This is a genomic window from Bacillus sp. BD48, assembly GCF_046566805.1.
Lineage (GTDB): Bacteria > Bacillota > Bacilli > Bacillales > Bacillaceae > Bacillus > Bacillus safensis.
The window spans coordinates 16,444-33,163 of sequence record NZ_JANGFM010000009.1; the positions used below are offsets into that span (position 1 = coordinate 16,444).

Annotated in this window: 23 protein-coding genes; 7 read left to right on the forward strand and 16 right to left on the reverse strand. The window is 37.1% G+C overall.

Annotation, left to right across the window (positions count from 1 at the left end; translation table 11 throughout):
* Window positions 1–94: 94 nt before the first annotated feature.
* Window positions 95–289, forward strand: a complete 195-nt coding sequence (locus tag ACLGGR_RS18920; RefSeq protein WP_410973671.1) for a hypothetical protein — start codon at window positions 95–97, stop codon at window positions 287–289.
* A 1,787-nt stretch (window positions 290–2,076) separates the two neighbouring features.
* Here ACLGGR_RS18920 and ACLGGR_RS18925 read toward each other — a convergent pair.
* Complete coding sequence (locus ACLGGR_RS18925) at window positions 2,077–2,265, reverse strand: hypothetical protein (RefSeq protein ID WP_410973672.1); 189 nt, start codon at window positions 2,263–2,265, stop codon at window positions 2,077–2,079.
* Between the two features lie 767 nt (window positions 2,266–3,032).
* Between ACLGGR_RS18925 and ACLGGR_RS18930 the strand changes: the two genes are divergently transcribed.
* From ACLGGR_RS18930 to ACLGGR_RS18945, 4 genes are all read left to right on the forward strand, one after another.
* A complete protein-coding gene (locus ACLGGR_RS18930) occupies window positions 3,033–3,671 on the forward strand; it encodes a hypothetical protein (protein ID WP_410973673.1) in 639 nt (212 codons plus the stop codon).
* An 18-nt stretch (window positions 3,672–3,689) separates the two neighbouring features.
* Window positions 3,690–3,863 carry a hypothetical protein gene (locus tag ACLGGR_RS18935; protein WP_410973674.1) on the forward strand — a complete coding sequence of 58 codons (174 nt, stop codon included), beginning with the start codon at window positions 3,690–3,692 and terminating at the stop codon, window positions 3,861–3,863.
* 208 nt (window positions 3,864–4,071) lie between these two features.
* Window positions 4,072–5,199, forward strand: coding sequence for a response regulator aspartate phosphatase (locus ACLGGR_RS18940; protein WP_410973675.1), 1,128 nt, complete (start codon window positions 4,072–4,074; stop codon window positions 5,197–5,199).
* A gap of 300 nt (window positions 5,200–5,499) precedes the next feature.
* A complete protein-coding gene (locus tag ACLGGR_RS18945) occupies window positions 5,500–5,835 on the forward strand; it encodes a YolD-like family protein (protein WP_410973676.1) in 336 nt (111 codons plus the stop codon).
* A 33-nt stretch (window positions 5,836–5,868) separates the two neighbouring features.
* Here the strand turns inward: ACLGGR_RS18945 and ACLGGR_RS18950 are convergent, their stop codons facing one another.
* From ACLGGR_RS18950 to ACLGGR_RS19000, 11 genes are all read right to left on the reverse strand, one after another.
* The gene (locus ACLGGR_RS18950) at window positions 5,869–6,369 is read right to left on the reverse strand and encodes a hypothetical protein (RefSeq protein WP_410973677.1); all 501 of its coding nucleotides are present in this window, start codon (window positions 6,367–6,369) and stop codon (window positions 5,869–5,871) included.
* Between the two features lie 499 nt (window positions 6,370–6,868).
* Window positions 6,869–7,063 (reverse strand): DUF5839 family protein, encoded by a 195-nt coding sequence (locus ACLGGR_RS18955; RefSeq protein ID WP_410973691.1) that lies wholly within the window; start codon window positions 7,061–7,063, stop codon window positions 6,869–6,871.
* A gap of 407 nt (window positions 7,064–7,470) precedes the next feature.
* The gene (locus tag ACLGGR_RS18960) at window positions 7,471–7,902 is read right to left on the reverse strand and encodes a hypothetical protein (protein ID WP_410973678.1); all 432 of its coding nucleotides are present in this window, start codon (window positions 7,900–7,902) and stop codon (window positions 7,471–7,473) included.
* A 16-nt stretch (window positions 7,903–7,918) separates the two neighbouring features.
* Window positions 7,919–9,076: a hypothetical protein gene (locus ACLGGR_RS18965; RefSeq protein ID WP_410973679.1), complete on the reverse strand. Its 1,158-nt coding sequence runs from the start codon at window positions 9,074–9,076 to the stop codon at window positions 7,919–7,921.
* A gap of 79 nt (window positions 9,077–9,155) precedes the next feature.
* Window positions 9,156–9,464: a hypothetical protein gene (locus tag ACLGGR_RS18970; RefSeq protein ID WP_410973680.1), complete on the reverse strand. Its 309-nt coding sequence runs from the start codon at window positions 9,462–9,464 to the stop codon at window positions 9,156–9,158.
* A gap of 66 nt (window positions 9,465–9,530) precedes the next feature.
* On the reverse strand, window positions 9,531–10,010 hold the full coding sequence (locus ACLGGR_RS18975; protein ID WP_410973681.1) for a NucA/NucB deoxyribonuclease domain-containing protein: 480 nt from the start codon (window positions 10,008–10,010) through the stop codon (window positions 9,531–9,533).
* A gap of 61 nt (window positions 10,011–10,071) precedes the next feature.
* Complete coding sequence (locus ACLGGR_RS18980) at window positions 10,072–10,386, reverse strand: hypothetical protein (protein ID WP_410973682.1); 315 nt, start codon at window positions 10,384–10,386, stop codon at window positions 10,072–10,074.
* Between the two features lie 12 nt (window positions 10,387–10,398).
* Window positions 10,399–10,659, reverse strand: a complete 261-nt coding sequence (locus ACLGGR_RS18985) for a hypothetical protein (RefSeq protein WP_410973683.1) — start codon at window positions 10,657–10,659, stop codon at window positions 10,399–10,401.
* A gap of 98 nt (window positions 10,660–10,757) precedes the next feature.
* Window positions 10,758–11,210, reverse strand: coding sequence for a hypothetical protein (locus ACLGGR_RS18990; RefSeq protein ID WP_410973684.1), 453 nt, complete (start codon window positions 11,208–11,210; stop codon window positions 10,758–10,760).
* A 46-nt stretch (window positions 11,211–11,256) separates the two neighbouring features.
* Window positions 11,257–11,721, reverse strand: a complete 465-nt coding sequence (locus tag ACLGGR_RS18995) for a JAB domain-containing protein (protein ID WP_410973685.1) — start codon at window positions 11,719–11,721, stop codon at window positions 11,257–11,259.
* Window positions 11,722–11,840: 119 nt separating this feature from the next.
* Window positions 11,841–12,050: a hypothetical protein gene (locus ACLGGR_RS19000; RefSeq protein WP_144523901.1), complete on the reverse strand. Its 210-nt coding sequence runs from the start codon at window positions 12,048–12,050 to the stop codon at window positions 11,841–11,843.
* Window positions 12,051–12,330: 280 nt separating this feature from the next.
* Here ACLGGR_RS19000 and ACLGGR_RS19005 point away from each other — a divergent pair, with 280 nt between their 5' ends.
* Window positions 12,331–12,591 carry a hypothetical protein gene (locus ACLGGR_RS19005; RefSeq protein ID WP_341055872.1) on the forward strand — a complete coding sequence of 87 codons (261 nt, stop codon included), beginning with the start codon at window positions 12,331–12,333 and terminating at the stop codon, window positions 12,589–12,591.
* 127 nt (window positions 12,592–12,718) lie between these two features.
* On the forward strand, window positions 12,719–13,261 hold the full coding sequence (locus ACLGGR_RS19010) for a helix-turn-helix domain-containing protein (protein ID WP_410973686.1): 543 nt from the start codon (window positions 12,719–12,721) through the stop codon (window positions 13,259–13,261).
* 143 nt (window positions 13,262–13,404) lie between these two features.
* Here ACLGGR_RS19010 and ACLGGR_RS19015 read toward each other — a convergent pair whose 3' ends face one another.
* The 4 genes from ACLGGR_RS19015 to ACLGGR_RS19030 all read right to left on the reverse strand — a co-directional run.
* Entirely contained in the window at window positions 13,405–13,692 is a 288-nt protein-coding gene (locus ACLGGR_RS19015) for an AbrB/MazE/SpoVT family DNA-binding domain-containing protein (RefSeq protein ID WP_410973687.1), read from the reverse strand.
* Between the two features lie 16 nt (window positions 13,693–13,708).
* Window positions 13,709–14,860 (reverse strand): peptidoglycan DD-metalloendopeptidase family protein, encoded by a 1,152-nt coding sequence (locus ACLGGR_RS19020; RefSeq protein WP_410973688.1) that lies wholly within the window; start codon window positions 14,858–14,860, stop codon window positions 13,709–13,711.
* Complete coding sequence (locus tag ACLGGR_RS19025; RefSeq protein ID WP_410973689.1) at window positions 14,853–15,473, reverse strand: hypothetical protein; 621 nt, start codon at window positions 15,471–15,473, stop codon at window positions 14,853–14,855. Before ACLGGR_RS19025 ends, ACLGGR_RS19020 begins: the two co-directional genes overlap by 8 nt.
* A partial coding sequence (locus tag ACLGGR_RS19030) for an MFS transporter (RefSeq protein WP_410973690.1) occupies window positions 15,470–16,720 on the reverse strand: 1,251 nt, incomplete at its 5' end. The genes ACLGGR_RS19030 and ACLGGR_RS19025, both read right to left, overlap by 4 nt.

A 16,720-nucleotide genomic window follows, 5' to 3' on the forward strand; every position in this document is an offset into this window, starting at 1 on the left:
TTCGGGTTTTGAATGAGTTTCATGGATCCAAGGCAGCTATTTTGTTCGGATTGTCTTATCAACCATTTAATTAAAATTAAGGAGGAGAATGAAAATGTTTATTGAGCTAACAGACGATCGGGGATTTGTATGTTTGGTGAATGTTGATAACATTTCAACCGTTTTCGGCAGCGAAGATGGTTGCACGCTTAATCTTAGAACAAAAGGGTCTATGCGTGTCCAGGAAAGCTATGAGAAAGTGAAAGAACTTCTAATTCAAAATGGTTTTATCAAAAAGCTCAGTACATAGGAAAGGCGTGCTTTATGAAAATTCAATAACGCCCGTTACAAGAAGCCGTTAATGGCTTCTTTTTTTATGTAAAAAGGGTTGTTTTATGTGGAAAAGAACATGAGGGTTGCTGATCGCCTGCGTGCTGCAACACTCTCCGTACGCTTGCCACTATTGATATAGAAAGGAAAATCAAGAACATGCGGTGAGAGCGCTATATTAAAGATGAAAGGATGCCGGGGCTGCCGATCGTCTGCACGTGCAACACCAGCTGTATGACTACCACTATTAAATTGAGAAAAACATATCTCATACTTTAAAAGATCATGTGTAGACGCACTATGTGACGAGTAAGGAGTTTTATGGGGATAGGGGATTTGAGAATTTTACCGTTTCGATCATATACTAGTCGTGTTTCAATAGACATGCTGGTAAAATGTACATAGAGACGTTAGCAAGCGATAATCCTCCACCCCTTATCTTATAAAAGGGGGTGAATGAGCTAATGGCGAAAAAAAGTATTAGGTACAGTAGTAGGTCTGAAAAAAGAAAAGACCAGAAAGTCCAAAAGTCCAAAAGAAGAAAGAGGCTGCTAGTCAAAGCAGTTGGAAATTTCTTCTCCCTAGTAGCGGGGTTTCTAGTCAAAACCTTCCTTACTTGGGTGATGGATCATTGGAACTCCTGGTTTTAAAAGAAGCGTCTAAAAGCTTTCACCAATAGGATCAAGTAAAGGTAGCACAACCTTTTTCTAGTCAATTAAGGTTGTATTGTCACGTTTCTGTTTCATGGAGGGCTACCTTTGCTACTATCCTAAATATTAGTGTTATCCTGAGTATATGATTTTAAACATGAAAAAAGCACACAGTAGTCAGCTGAGTGCCAATAGTAAATCATTAAGTTTCATTGTAAATGGTGAAACTAAATTCAATCACCAATTTGCACTTCCGTGAGCTATGGCAATTGCTTGATCAACCTAGTCAGGGTCGATCTTAGTAATAGGTACACATTAAGTATAAACGAATGGAAATGACACTTCAAGAATTTGATCAAAAAAAAGCTCAATTATGGATAGCCTGAGAACGAATTTAAATCATGACAAAAGAAGCTGATTTATTTGGCTAGTTAGAACACAAATTTAAGCATGTCTAAAAGCTGATTTATTTTGATCAAGTTAGAAGCCTTAAATGTGTACTAATAGGTGGCAAACATAAGACCAACAACAGAAAATCATATAATGAAGCTGAAATTTGTTCAATCATTGGATAGGTATGAAATATTGAGCTATCTGGAGAAAAACAGAGATCGGCTTTTTCTTAATGCGAGCCGATTTTTTGATTATTTCCCAAACGCTAAATCACTCCTGAAGACGGAATTTGCCCGAATATGAGGATCGGCTAAAAAAAAGACTTCCCCGAAGGGTCATTATGTAAACTTACGAAAAGTAAGTGCGTAGTTTTTTCATTCTACACTGATTCTTACTGCAAATATCGATTGTGAAAATATAAGGAACAATCATCACAATACGTTCTCACAGACAAATCAACTGAAACTTTTCCGCACTGGACACAAAGAGACGAAGCCCGTCTTTGATCGTAAAGTTTTTGTTTATTGTATCTATATCTACAACGAGCAGAACAGAACACCTGATGAAGATAATTAGGGAAGACTTTCTCACAATCATGCGCTTTACAAACCTTCATGAAAATAACACTCCAAACTATAAAAAGAGTACAAAATGAATACCAAAACACGAATGATGTTATCCAGGGAGATCTGATTTTTTAAAGTAAAAAGCGAACATTTTTCAGTTAAAGATCCCATGAGTATATGCTTTTAATATTTTTGTCCTTATTAATAGCAATAAAGTGTTCCACAAATTTATCAGCTTCATCCCTACTTTGATAATTAACAATGGGTAAATCATTTATGGTTACTTGCCAATAGCCCATTACCATTTCATGGATTTCAACAACAATCACTTTTTGCTCTTTTGGCATAAATAAGTTCTCCATTCTTTTTTTCTTTAGTTCTCATTTATTTAATACATCATAACATTTTTTTACATGAGAGTATCAACGATTAAACATTCTTTCAAGTTCTTCAGATCGTGGCCAATGTAACTGGCAGGCGTTTGCTCTGGATCAATGCAAAAAGTTGGCCGGAAAAAGTCTCAAAGGTTTAAGGACGGTTATATTTCCGCCTATCAATGGTTGATAGGCATGGCCGGATCGATGCAAAGTATCAGCGCAGCACGTGGCCGCCAAAGATGGCCGGAAAAAGTCTCGAAGGTTTAAGGGCAGTTATATTTCCGCCTATCAATGGTTGATAGGCATGGCCGGATCGATGCGAAGTATCAGGGCGCAGCACGTGGCCGCCAAAGATGGCCGGAAAAAGTCTCAAAGGTTTAAGGACGGTTATATTTCCGCCTATCAATGGTTGATAGGCATGGCCGGACCGATGCGAAGTATCAGCGCAGCACGTGCCGGAAACTTCTGTGATAGAAAAGCAGGCTCTTACTGGAGTCTGTTTTTTTCATGTGATAATGGCTATTAAACTATTCAAAACCCTTATGACTCTAAGGCTGAACCTTATCAACAAAATGAGAGATTTGTTGCAGATTAAAAAACAAAAAATTTCTTTTTTGATTGCGGTGTCCGCAAGCGTTTTGGAAACTTTTCTAAATTAGGTAATTTATGTAGATTTATCCGGTTATTTATGTGATATTTGCCATGAACAAAATAATTAATGGAGAGGGAGTTTTATCTTGAAGTTAAAAATTATGATCATGGCGTTAGTTTCTGTTTTGGTTTTATCGGTTGCACCAAATGCTTCAGCTTACGAAAATAATGTGAAGGAACCTGAAAGAGTCTATAAAGTTAAGACTGATGATCAAACAAGCTTAGATGCTGAGCAGCAAAAAATGATCGATGCTGTTAAACCGTATGTGTCTGTTGATAAAGATGGTTTGTTGTTTTTGAAAAATAATGTGCCAAATTCTTTATACGAGAAATACAGTTTAGATCAATTAGAAGGACATTTTGCTCAATTGAATAATGATGTAAAAAATGGTAAAATTACTGTAGAAAAAGATTTGAGTATTACACCTACCACTTTGTCGACATCTGTTAATTACGCTAGATGGACTTATAACTGGTGGGGGTATGATCGAAAATTCAACAATAAAGCTTCTAAAAGTTATCAAGATTTTTTGTATAGTGCAGCTGCTGGTGGAGCTATTGTTGGAGGATTGACTTTTTGGTTACCACCTGTTGCATCAATTTCTGGTGTCTCGGCCGGTTACTGGACTTTGCTTGCTGTTAGAATCGGCGCAAAAAATAAGGGTAAAGGTGTCTATGTAGGTGTTTCTTGGGCTGCCGCATTTAGAGTTGACACCCTCAAATAATATAAAGGTGATGATTTTATGATGACTGTAATAGCAGTCTTGATGATGTTAACTGGTGTTTCTTATTTTGCTGTTTATATGCAAAAACGTAAGAATAATAAGGAAAAAGAGATGGGATATAAAATTGTTTTTCTCGTCGTTTTCTTTTTACTGTGTGTGCCACTCATCAATATTGTCGCCACTGGAGGATAAAAAACAGGCTAAAGAGCCTGTTTTTTTGTTTCTTAATATCATGATTTTTGCTGAAAAATTTCTTTTTTGATTGCGAGAAACCGAGAAAAATTCAAAGATGGTTGCGAGATACCGAAAATTTTCAAAATTGGTACAAATGAGGATTCTAGGGCGTGCAAATTATGCTAGTATTTAACATAAAAAGGGATGTTGAAAGGGGAGAGGTGGAATGAAAAGTATTCCTGCTGCGGAGGTTGGGCAAAAAATTAATGAGTGGTATCGACATATTAAAAAATTCAATGTGACAGATGCGGAAATGCTTCGTAATGAGATAAAAAGTGAATTAGATGTGATGGAAGAAGATGAGCAAGCTGTTCTTTATTTTCAACTAATGGAATTTCGTCATCAGCAGATGTTGGAATATGTGAATCCAGCTGAGCAGATAGTCAACAAAGCGGAGTACCTACGGGCGGTTGAAGGTGAAGGTAAAAAGTTGACGGGTATCATGGAATACTACGTTCACTTTTTTCAAGGGATGTATGAATTCTCTAAGGGTGAGTACATAAAAGCCATTGCTTTTTATAGACAAGCAGAAAAGAAGCTGGATAAAGTAGCTGATGAGCTTGAACGGGCTGAATTTTATTATAAGATGTCAGAAATTTTTTATCACATGAAGCAAACGCATTTGTCTATGTATTATATCGAGCAGGCGTATCATGCTTATAAAGCTCATAAAACCAATGGGATGTATGAGATCAAGGTGATTCAATGTCGTTTTGTCATTGCAGGCAATTATGATGATTTATGTACACATGAAAAAGCGATACCCCATCTAAGAGCAGCAGAAGAGTCCGCCAGGAATTTAGGCAACAAGTATATGCTTGCTAAAGCGTTGCTTAACCTCGGTGATTCTTATAAAAATATGGGGGATCAGGACAGAGCGCTTTATTTTTTGGTGAAAGCTGCTGATCAGGCTAAAGAGTCTGGAGCTAAAGAACTTACACAGATTTATTATGAGTTGGCTTTACTGCATTTCAAGAAAAAGGAGCATGAATCAGGAAAACACTATTTTGATTTAGGGATAGAAAGCGCTGAAACGTTCAATGATTGGTTTTTCATGAATTTGTTAAATGTGCTGAAAGCTCTTTATTTAGAGGGGGCTAAACCCACTGCTGTTGCGGATGCTTTAGATGCACTTGACGATATTCGAGGCTATCCATATTTAGAAGAACTGGCGCTTTTGGCTGCGGAATTTTATACTGGAATTGAGCATATGGATGATTCTGTATATTTTTATAACAAAATGATCTATGCTCAAAAACAAATCCGAAGGGGAGAGTTCTTGTATGAAATTTAAAGCCTTACTGCTTTCAATCGTTTGTGCTAGTTTATTAATCGTTAGTGGGTCTTCTTTTATCATCCAACAAGATTCAAATGTGTCAGTTGCTTCAAGGAAGGCTACATGATGATGAGCCTTATTCGAATTGGTACATGAAAAATGGCAGACCTTCTTGGGTCTGTCTTTTTGTTTGTGGAACAAAGCAGATTTTACGGAAGTCCATTTTTTGAACTTCCGTAAGAATAAACACATCATGGAAGTTTTATCATTTAGACACCGAACAAACATTCGTTTATAATCTCAATTGAGGTGGACTACATGTGGAATGAAGAAAAGGATCAAAACCGTTGGAAGATGAAGTTTATTTTGCCAGAACACAATGAAGCTCTTAGGCAACTGCATCTGAAGAAGCAAAAAATAGATCGGCCAACATTAAGCCCAGAACAATTGGAAGAGTTTGAATATACCATTGCAGCTGCTATGAGCGAAGACTTATCCCTTAGTTTCGATCTGTACGACAATGGGTTTGTTCGTGAGATCATAGGGAAAGTCGGGTATGTGGATCATCTAAGAAAAGAATTCAGGGTTAAGGATGATCGTGGCGATACTAATTTCATTCGATTTATGGATATATTAAACGTCAAAACACCCTAACATTAGTTAGGGTGTTTTTGATGTGCTTGTATATTATTCATGAGCAGGAGCAACTTTGGCTACTGGCGCACCACAAAACAGCATGAATACGAATACCACGCTCGGCTTAATTGCAAGGCCCAGACCGCCTATATATACTGCCACTGTCATCCAATCTCCCTTATCTATTGCTTTTTGCAGATGCTTTAAAGTACCTTTAGCGATACCAACTGCATCTTCAATACAGCGCGTGACAGTGTTGCTTTGAGTGACCACATCTTGATTCATGTATTTTGCGAAAGCGATCATTCCGTCTTTCTCTGCATTTGTATAAGGTGATTTTGCAAGCTCTTCTTCATTAATGGTGAAGCCTTTTTCTTTATCAGAAATGATAATCTTTGTGAAGATGTATTCAATTTCTTTTAAATACGTCTCAATTTGCTCTTCTGTCAAACCTTCTAATCCCTTTGTGCTTTGCGTCTTTGCAGCAGCAGCTGGAGCAAAGGCAGTCACAGCCAGAACTAATGCTAACATTAAAAAAACCAATCTTTTCATCATAACTCCCCCTATTTTTAAATTCAAATTTACTTTATCATACATTTATGTAAAATAAAGGGTTTTAAAGGAGAGTTAAATCCTTTAGACATAATTAGACAAAAACCGACATATTACGCCCACAGGTTTAAAGATAAAAACGAAAGAAAATAAATTACCATGCCCAACATTACAAAAAATTTAAGGAAATTTTCGTACTTTGTGAGAGGTCGCTCTTTTTTTGTTTTGACTAGATTCCAATAAAGAGCGTATCCAGAGAAGAAAAGAATTAATTGACCAAATCTTGAAGCGTTCTCTAATATATCTATGCCATTCATTATATTTCACCTCACAACAGAAAATAAAAAAGTAGACTTGTAAGAGTCTACTTCTTTTTAACATTATTTCATTATCGCAGATAAAATGCCTTTTTTAAACAAATTATGTAAAAATAAGTAATATTACTTATCGCCATAGAGGAAGAGCTTTAAAGCAGGAAAAAATCCACCTGTAAAAAGTGCTACTTTATTTTTTCGCTTTCCTTACTGGTTTTATCTACTTGATCCAAAATCTTAATGACTCGCTTGTAATAGCAACCTGTTTCCTCTAGTTCTTCTCTTGAAACATCAATTACTAGGACAGGCTTTTTTCTGTCTAGGGATTCAACCAACACAATATCCCCTTGTTGTATCTGTCCTCTTAGTCTTTTAGGGATGTGCCACTTTAAAGGCTTAGGACTAACCTTTAATTAACCATCTTTTCTCCAGCAATGGAACGCAGTAATCGTATTTTTTTCGTTCATTACACACTCCCACTCCCTATCATGATTTAAATGCTCTCACAAAAAAATCCCTATCCAATTGGAAAGGGATTTTTTCTGATTGTCTCTTAGGACATTTCAATCCACACACCCATGTAAGGTGTGACCTTATTGCAATAACACTATACCATGATAAACATAATTTGTAAATATTTAATAGATGAAGCAACCTAGCTCCTTCTTTTTCGTTTTCGTTCCTCATTGGCTTTAATTAACATTAAACCTGATACCCCTAGAATGAGTAGTCCTATCTCAAGCAGGTTGATTACTACTTCTACCTTCACATGATTCACCTCATTTTCTTACTTAATCTGTTGCGCGCCTGACTCTCTGAATTTATTTAGAACCTTTTTTCTAAAATATAAATTTTCCAAGGCACTGATACAAAAGATCACACAGCACATAATCAGAATATTGGGGATGCTAATTAATTTAACACCAGAAAAAAAGTCAAAATAATTCGGTGACAAAATCACCTCTAATATACGTGGAATCCACCACACTGCCAACGACCATACTATCAACAGCAACAAAGAAGCAACAGCAAGAAGTACCGATTGTCTATTAGATATTCGCTGTGTATAAGCATCCCAAATTTCATTTGGAAGATCATATATGTCGATCTCTTCTCCTTTAGAACGGATCGGCCATAGAAGTAAAGTTATATTAAATAAGCCAATAGAGAAGAAACCTGCTAAGCAGAAATACACTGCATAAGTGTAAATTCCAAACAAATGATTCACCTCATTTTCATTTTTCTTGCTTTGTGTTCCCTGTTGCTGGAAGGTCAATTTCTTCTACATATTGACGATCTATCTTACCTTTTTGCATAAAAGGTATAGCTATCCATCCTATCAAGCGAAACATCATGAGGTTTATAAAAATTAGATTCACAATCCCAGTTCTATCTTTGTTTCCAGATATAATATTTGTTATCTCATCCAACTTAAAGGGAAGATGAATATTCGTCTCCGTTAATAACACAGAAAAAAGTACGATGGCTACACTGAAAATGTACGTTTTAAGCAAAGTTTTTATCGGCTTTATACAACCATCCCAATAAGCTTTAACATAGGTTGAGAAATTTAATTTCCTCGAATAGCTAAAAAATCGAACATCTACGCCTTCTTCAATACAAATTTTTTCTGCATGTTTCCAGGCACTCCATTCATCATATAACATAATTAAGCCACAAATCGGTTTTAATCGTTCTGCGTTGCGACATTTTTGAATGAATTTCTGAAAGAACCTACTCCTTTTTATTGAGTCATAATAATGTCCTAATTCATGAGCTAGTGAATGGGCTTGTCTATTGATTCCGCTTTCTGGATGAAGCGGCTCAATTATATAGTTGCGGATCACGCTATCATCAGCAACGTTTATTTCAGCATTAAACGTATAAAGATTAGGTGAATAAGAAGCTTTCTGCAAAAGAATGATATTTTCTTGTTTGATTCGCTTCAATATTTTTTCACGATCGTTTAATTTAGATGGTGCTTTTCGCTTTTCACCAATTTTATAATGCTCCTGTATCTTCTCTATTACAACGAGATAGCCGAAGAAGCATACATTAAACATCAAAGTAAATAGATAGATATCATTCAGAATGAGGGCAACTACAGAGACGATACCCACAAGTGAAATAAGCGGAACCACAGCTGGTATGATAAGTTTCTTTGCTTTAACTCTCTTAAATAATTCCTTAATTGCAAAGAGATTAACAATCACATAACCAACACTAGTAATGATTTTCCAATGAGGGAAAAAGCTAAAGCTGATCAACCATACAACAGATACCAAAATGAAAGAATTATAGACGTATCGTTGAAATTTACTAGCCGATCCCTTTGAATATACATGTAGCAAGATGACATAGATTATGAATAAGAGACTCTTTACAATTTCCATAAGCCACCCCTGATATTTAGAAAAATTAGCCGCCGTTCCATCACGTATTCATTTAGTTGCTGAAAAAGAAAACCTTCAATCACAATTCAATATTCCTTTGCATCCACTCGATTGCCTCGATCAATAATTTGTTTAAATTCTCGTGCCTGCATTTGTATACTTCTTTATCCCTTTCATCCTTATCAAATAACCTTAAAGCCCATCCATTTTCACCAGCAGAAATAAGCTGCACCTCGTATTCTTTTTGAAGAACCAATAAATGGTTAGAAGCATCACTTTGTTGATTCAGAGCTTCCCAAGCTATTTTGAAAGCCTTCTTTTGCTCATCAGTCCAGTTGCCCCATGCAAATCCTGCTTGAATGATATCTTTTGCTTTTTGTATATTCAAATCTACAACTCCCTTTTTTCTTTGTTTTAGCTTATACGCTGTGATCAAACTCAAAGTTTCATAACCCTAATCAACAACAAACAATACGACCGTTCCATCTTCGTATTCACTTAGTTGATGAGATACCCAAGATCCCGCACCTCGATTATCTGCTGGAGATATGTATTCTATATCGGCTCCTGCGCCGCCTTCTTCACACATTGCCATAGGGAACTCATCCCGGTCATATCCTCTTTTTGTTGGTATGTTTTTCAGTGATTCTTCTCTATTTTCATCGGCACCTTCTCTATCAATCGTACAGACGGCTGAAGCTCCCTTTTCTATAGCATTTTTTATGTGTCGTGCTGTTTCTGGATACTTATCAGCCGGAAAATTCAATTTCACATCATACTGACCATCACTTTTAGAAGGCGTTTTCTCTACTTGTTGAGAAATATTGTTTATGTCACTCCAAAAATTATCTTTAAATTCTTCGAGTCTATTCCACGCTGACGCCACAATAATAATCAAAATACCAACCAAAATAAATCGTGATTTCCAAGCCATATTTAAACCCTCCTTATTTTCTGGTCAATACTCCTGCCGCCTGTCACAGCAGGAGCATTTTTCATTTCTTATGTGAAATACTTCCGCGATAACCTTTAATCGTGCCATTCTTAATCGTTAGAGGGTAGCTGCAGCAACCTATTCTTTTCAGGAAAGTCCATTCCTCTAAATGCTTACTAATCTCTTCAAATTTCGTTTGATCCATATTTTGCGCGGCCTCATACATCATTTGAAGATACATACCTATTGTCGCTTCCACGTCTGGAGCAAGAGTGATACCAGTACCTTCTGCGGTTTCCGTCTCTTCGTTTTGTATATCCAAGTGAAGTTTGATAATACCGTAAGTTTTACCGTCAATCTCAGTGATCTCTAGCACCATAACCACCCCTTATCCTACCATAGCGGGGAATACTTGGATTAAACAAAATGTAATACCGACTACAGCACTGATAGCCCAAACATTCCCGCCCTCTTTTTTTGCAACTACTGCATTCCCCACAATTGTAAGATCAGGACATTTTTTCACCTGTTTAATGACTTCAGCGCCTGATATTTTTAAGTAGTGAGAAATATCAATAATACTCATCGCCCCATACTTTGTAGCTTTTACAGTCTGACTAATCTGCACCTCTAAAGGTAACTTTTTCATGTTAAATTCCTCCCATTTTGATGGAATGTGTGTGTGATGATTTTCTCTATATGACTTACGCGCTTCTATCCCTTGTTAAAGGTAGCAGCTGCGCGCATTTACTCCTCTAGTTTTGGATATGTGAAGCTGCCTGCGCCTGTCCATATACCGTTAGCATCCCTAAATTTCCTCACTTCAGATTTAACCCAAACAGGATCACCACTTACAAAATGGTCCGGCTTAGGGATCTTGTACGATCCTTTACGCAGTCTTTTATTTAAAGTGCAAATATCGAGCTGTAAGATACGTGCTACATCGTGCATGTTGATATAAACAGGCTGATCTGCTGCCGATCCATAAAAGTCTTCTGTGTAATAAATTTCTATAGACTGAAGCGCAATCTTTCTCCATTCATCATCCAACCCATCTAATCGCTTTAAATCAAATCCTTCCCCTGTTGATCGGCCAAAGAATTCATATAGTTTTCGGAAGACCTTTTTTAGTTCGGGTTCATTGGGAGACTTCTCTAAATTCGCAAAATGGCTTTTAATAAACGTTTGAGCCTTATTCATTACCAATCACTCCTTATATGGTCAAGAGGGCTTTTAAGCCCTCTCATTATCTTTGAAAATTGATATACCCTGCTTCTCTTAATGAAAGATGTTGTTTATTATTCTCATGATCAACTGCAACAATCACATGATCCAGTACATCAATACCGAGTATGTTTCCAGCCTGCGCGATCCTTTCTGTAGCCTTTATGTCCTGTGGTGATGGTTCTACACTTCCAGACGGATGATTGTGGGCGATTATGACGGATCGTCCATTGGCTAACATTGTAGCTTGAAAGATTTCTCTCGGTTCTAAGATGGTTGAACCGATATTACCAATAGTCACTTTATAAACAGCCAGTACGTTCAATTTGGTGTCAAGGATCAAGACTAATGCTATTTCTCTAGCTTCTTCCCCAATAAAATGATGGATGATATCGACCGCGTGATGTGGTGATTTCACTTGTGTAAATGGAGCAGACACCTTTGTTTTTACTTGTTTGATTGATCTGATTTCAAATACTTTTTCCATGTTAATTCTCTCCCTCAATTAAGAATGTGTGTGGTCATCTATCTGATGACAATTTCATTATACCTTTATGTTTTAAAAACGTCAACATAAAGGTATAATATTTTTAAAATTTTTTTTACTTATATATCCAACTCATTATGCCACTCATATGGAAAACACGTTTCATTTTTCTCGCCTTGATCATCAATCAAGCGGACAATAATATCTGTTTTAAGATGCTTTCTCATCTGATAAGCCTTATCAAACGGTTCATTAATGTCCTTTGGGAAAACAATTTCCTTCAAGTGTTTTCTGTCAGTTGTAAAAAGGTCTGCTACTACAATATTCATGAAACTTCCTCCCTTTGAAATGTGTGTGATCATCTTTCGATGATAATTTAATTATACCTTTAAGTTTTAAAAACGTCAACATTTGAGTATAAAAAATATGGCATGTTTTCCGCACGCCATATTTCACACACATTCCCTTTCGGGGAATAATTCAAATATAACAAAACAAAAGGAAATTTACAATTTTACACCTATATATTGACGTTTATAAAACTTATGGGTATAATTGAGTTATCACTAGTTAGTGACACACACATTTCTTTAGAGGAGGAATTTTATAATGATTCACAAGCCAGACTCAAAAGTTGTTGTACATTGCTACCCTTCAGAAATAACTAATGATCCATTTTCTTGTACGGAAGACATAGGGTGGATCGAAGTTAAAGCAAATTGGGCTGAAGAACAATGCCAGAAGCAGGGATGGGAATCTCTTGATCATTTCACACTAGAATATACACTCGATGACACTATTAATTGGCTGAGCCTTTCATTGGAAGGCAAAGCATTTGTAGCGTGCGGTCTGGGTGTAAAATCAAACTAAATAAACAATCTGCCTCTCCTATAAAAATGAATCTTTATAGCGGGAGGCTTTAAAAATTTTATAACCGCAACAAATAATGCTAAATTAGTTACATCAACAAAAAATGGAGGAACGCTTTATGTTAGGCTTGTATGAAATCATTGAGAAAGGTATTTCTACAGATCAAAAAATCAAAGAAATTAAAGATTATTTTTCTGATCAAATTTTGACCTCTACTGAGGCAACGGAATACCTGGGCATTTCAAAAACCACTCTTAGCAAGTATATTGATCAAGGAATAATCAAACCATTTAAAGCTAAAGATAAAAAAGGATATCTCTTCCTCAAAGATGAGCTGGCAGCCTACAACAACTCTAAAGGCGTTCATAGACAAAGAAAACGTAGAAATTCCTCATCCAAAGACTTAAACGTGCTTTTTAGCCCGCAAGGATTTATCTCTATACAAAAGCATAGCGGTGTCCAATATGTCTACTTACGAAAAAACCTTGATAAAGGGGCATCCTCAAAACATATTTATGCTTTTGGGAGAATGCCGGACGCTTTAAATAAAATGAAATCATATCTGGAAGCACCAGAAACCTTCCCAAAAGAGCTAAAGGAACTCGGTTTCACAACCGACCATCTAGCTGAGTGGATTGATCAAGTTGAAGACCGTACAAAAACGCTTTAAAAGCCCGAATAAGGGCTTTTTTGTTATCGGAATGTTTTTATACCACCTGACACCAAAAAGCCTTATACACCCTGTTAAAACGCATTATAAATCCATATAAAAAAGAGCCGTCTATATCGGTAATAAATACGGCTCTTTTTGATTTATTGAGAAGAATCCTTATCAAGCGCTTGCTGTAATTCTTTCAGCAGCCATATAGCCCCTGTCCTACTTAAAACAATTCCTCCAGACAAACACATATTGTTATCTGAAATGATTCCAGTCATTAAACAAACGTTATTTCTCTTGATCTTCTTTAAAATAATCTTGTCATCAGCTGTTGAAAACTCCATTAAATCTCTATCAAAAATACCGAGATTTTTCCTCATCTCCTGTGGCAAAACAATTCTCCCTAATTGGTCTAATTTTCGTACAAGTCCTGTATTCTTCAAACCAATTACTCCTTTATCATTTCTTTTTTAAACCAACGTATGGTGATGGATCAACACGTTCCCCACCCTTAAAAATTTCAAAATGCAAGTGATTTCCTGTTGAACTACCAGTGCTTCCGCACTCACCAACTTTATCGCCTGCCTTTATCTTGTCTCCAACGTTTACACTTGTTTTCGACATATGAGCATAAGTGGTTTTATAACCATTTCCATGTTCCACCCAAACGAATAAGCCATACCCAACGTTTGGATTATTTGCATCCTGCCAACCCGTATAAACGACTTTTCCAGATCTGGAGGCAGGTATCGCTTGCCCTTTAGTACAAGCAAAATCAATTCCTTTATGAAACTCACCTCGACTGCCGGTGATCGGATCAATCCGTTGTCCAAAACCCGAAGTCACTTTTGTTTTGAGCGGCCGCGCAAAACCACTTTCACCAGCTGTTACATTTTGCACTTTATTAAAATCACCTTTAGCGTACATCTTGGCATACTTCAATACATCAGATACATATTGTTCGCTGTGATTATACGCATAGACAGCTTTTCTGATATTTCCGTCAGCAGCACCGTTATGAGAAAGATAATTAGCAGCACTAAAAACCGCATCTTCCAAGTCATAGGGGTCTGCTTTGCCGTCTCCATTAGCATCTACACCATAACCGCCGTATTTTTTTATCATTTTGGGGTCGGTTAAGATTTTCTTTGGCACATTGGCATTTCCAAGCCGATCACCACCATAACCCCACCCCAACCAAGTCAATGGCATGAACTGCATATGACCAACAGCACCTACAGGCGATACCATCTTTTTGATAGTCGAAAACCTTGTTTCTACTTTGTGATGAGCGGCCAATAAATTCCAAGGCACTTTATATTTCTCTGCGGCAGCCTTATAGATTGGTATATAGTCCGCCGGAATCTCTTTTTCTCCTATTTCCGATATTGCTCCACCTAAATTACTTTGCTCTAACTCTGCTTCTTGTGCGCCTCCACCAGTGAAAAACATAAAAAAGACGGCCGCCATCATCATCATTCCAAATAATAAAAGAATGATAGGTAAACCAACCAGGAAACCGAAAAACCCAATAAGCCTGACTATTGGGTTTTTCGGTTTAGGGGTTTCTAATTCGGTTAGCTGTTCAATGACTTCTGCATTTTCAGCCATCTACCCTCACCCCACTTACAAGCCATTCACCGTTCACCTTCTGCACTTGTATGGAATAAGGCGTAACATTACTTTTCTTTTTTCCGTTTGAATCAGTATCTTCACTCGTTACATCTACATTCCAAATTTGTGCAATCTCTTGAAAATCACCAGGCGTTGCGCTTGTATCTTTGACCACAACTTTTGTTTGATCCAAAGTACCACGCTTTGGCAGCTGCTTATAAAAATCATACAGATCACTTGTCATGAACTTCTTTGATTTTTTTAAGTATTCATCAGGATTTTTAGCATCATACGAATGATAAGCTTTAATAAAGTTTACAGCTGTACTTTCCGCATCCTTTTTCTCTTTATCAGTCGGCTCATATATTGCCTTGCTTTCATTATCATCTTCTTCAGCAAAAGAAGCATCTGAGGTATCTTCATTTACTGAATCTTCTTCAGCTTGCTGTTTTTGCTGTTCCGCAGCCTCTTCTTGTTTAGGTCCTACTTTTTCCTCTTTATCAATTTTTTGACCAAAAATCACACCCGCAAATAAAAGGATCGGCATGGTAATAAGCATGCAAATACCGATAATTTGCTTAGCTCTATCACTAAGGTGCTTTATCATCAATAATCCCCGCCTTTGTACCGTTCATCAGCGCTAAAATCCTCATCCTCATAAGTGTCTGAATCAATTACAGGATCATTTTGCTTCTGCTCACTTTTAACTTCTGCGCTTCCGTTTGACTCTGATTCCGACCAATATTCAGGCGGGATTGAACCTAGAGGCTTTGTACCGTCTATGCTTTCTAACTCATTACTGCTTTGTTCATCTTCGTATGATGCAGCAGCTTCTTCAGGAATAGCACTCATTTCCCAAGGATTGTCACCCCTATGTTCCTGGTACTCATCATCGTCTTGATAATCTTCTGAATTGTGTACAAGCTGAAGATGGCTAGCCTTTTCGTTATATGATTCATCACCTGCTTCATCTTGTTGATCCGAGTATTCAGAAGCAGAAGCCAGCGGCTTTGTTCCATCTGCTTGTTCATTATTGATATTCTCATCTTCTTCATCCTGAGAAGGAGATAACTTATCTTTAGTCGTGCCAGATGACGTATTTACATAATCTGAAGCCTTGGCTAATGGAATTGAACCCTTCGCTGTTCCCCCAGAATAATCTTCTGGTTCGTCTATTGCATCATTGTCTGAGTATCCGGTTCCTGTTTGATTAATCACTTCTGTGGCCGCAGCTGTAGCAGCAGCGGAAGTTCCACCAGTAGCAGCAGCGAGACCTGTTTTCAAAATTGCGCTGTTTAATCCGTTAATGCTGTTTTGCAATTCCTTCAGATCACCACGTAGTAAATCGAACATCCAGCCATTTCCGGCTTTAAAAATACGTACGATCCTCTTTCTAAGTAAGATCATTAAAACAAACAGAATGAATTGCATGAACGCCAAAATTAAGTACACGCTGATAACACCGGATGATCCAATCTTGTACACCAGGAAGCCCAAAGAGAACACAACCAGCACTGCGACAGTAGCCAGTATCTTTAATGCCAGTGGATACATAAGCTCAATGGAATAGCGCTTTAAAACTCCAATATTCTTCGGCCATGCAGCCCACAACAAAACAAATGGAGACACAAAACCGATTAACAAAAACCATATTTGAAAAACAATAACAGCGAGTGACAATAAATAAATCGGAATGCTGACTAATGCATTGATAGGTGAATAAACAAAAGTAAAGACGGCTCTTTCTGGAACGCGTTCATAGGTCATCATTTTGTTATTGTTTTCACTAATTTCATTTTTTTCAATAAAATCTTGTCGATCCTGACCTTTTGGCATCTTTAACAACTTATTAACACG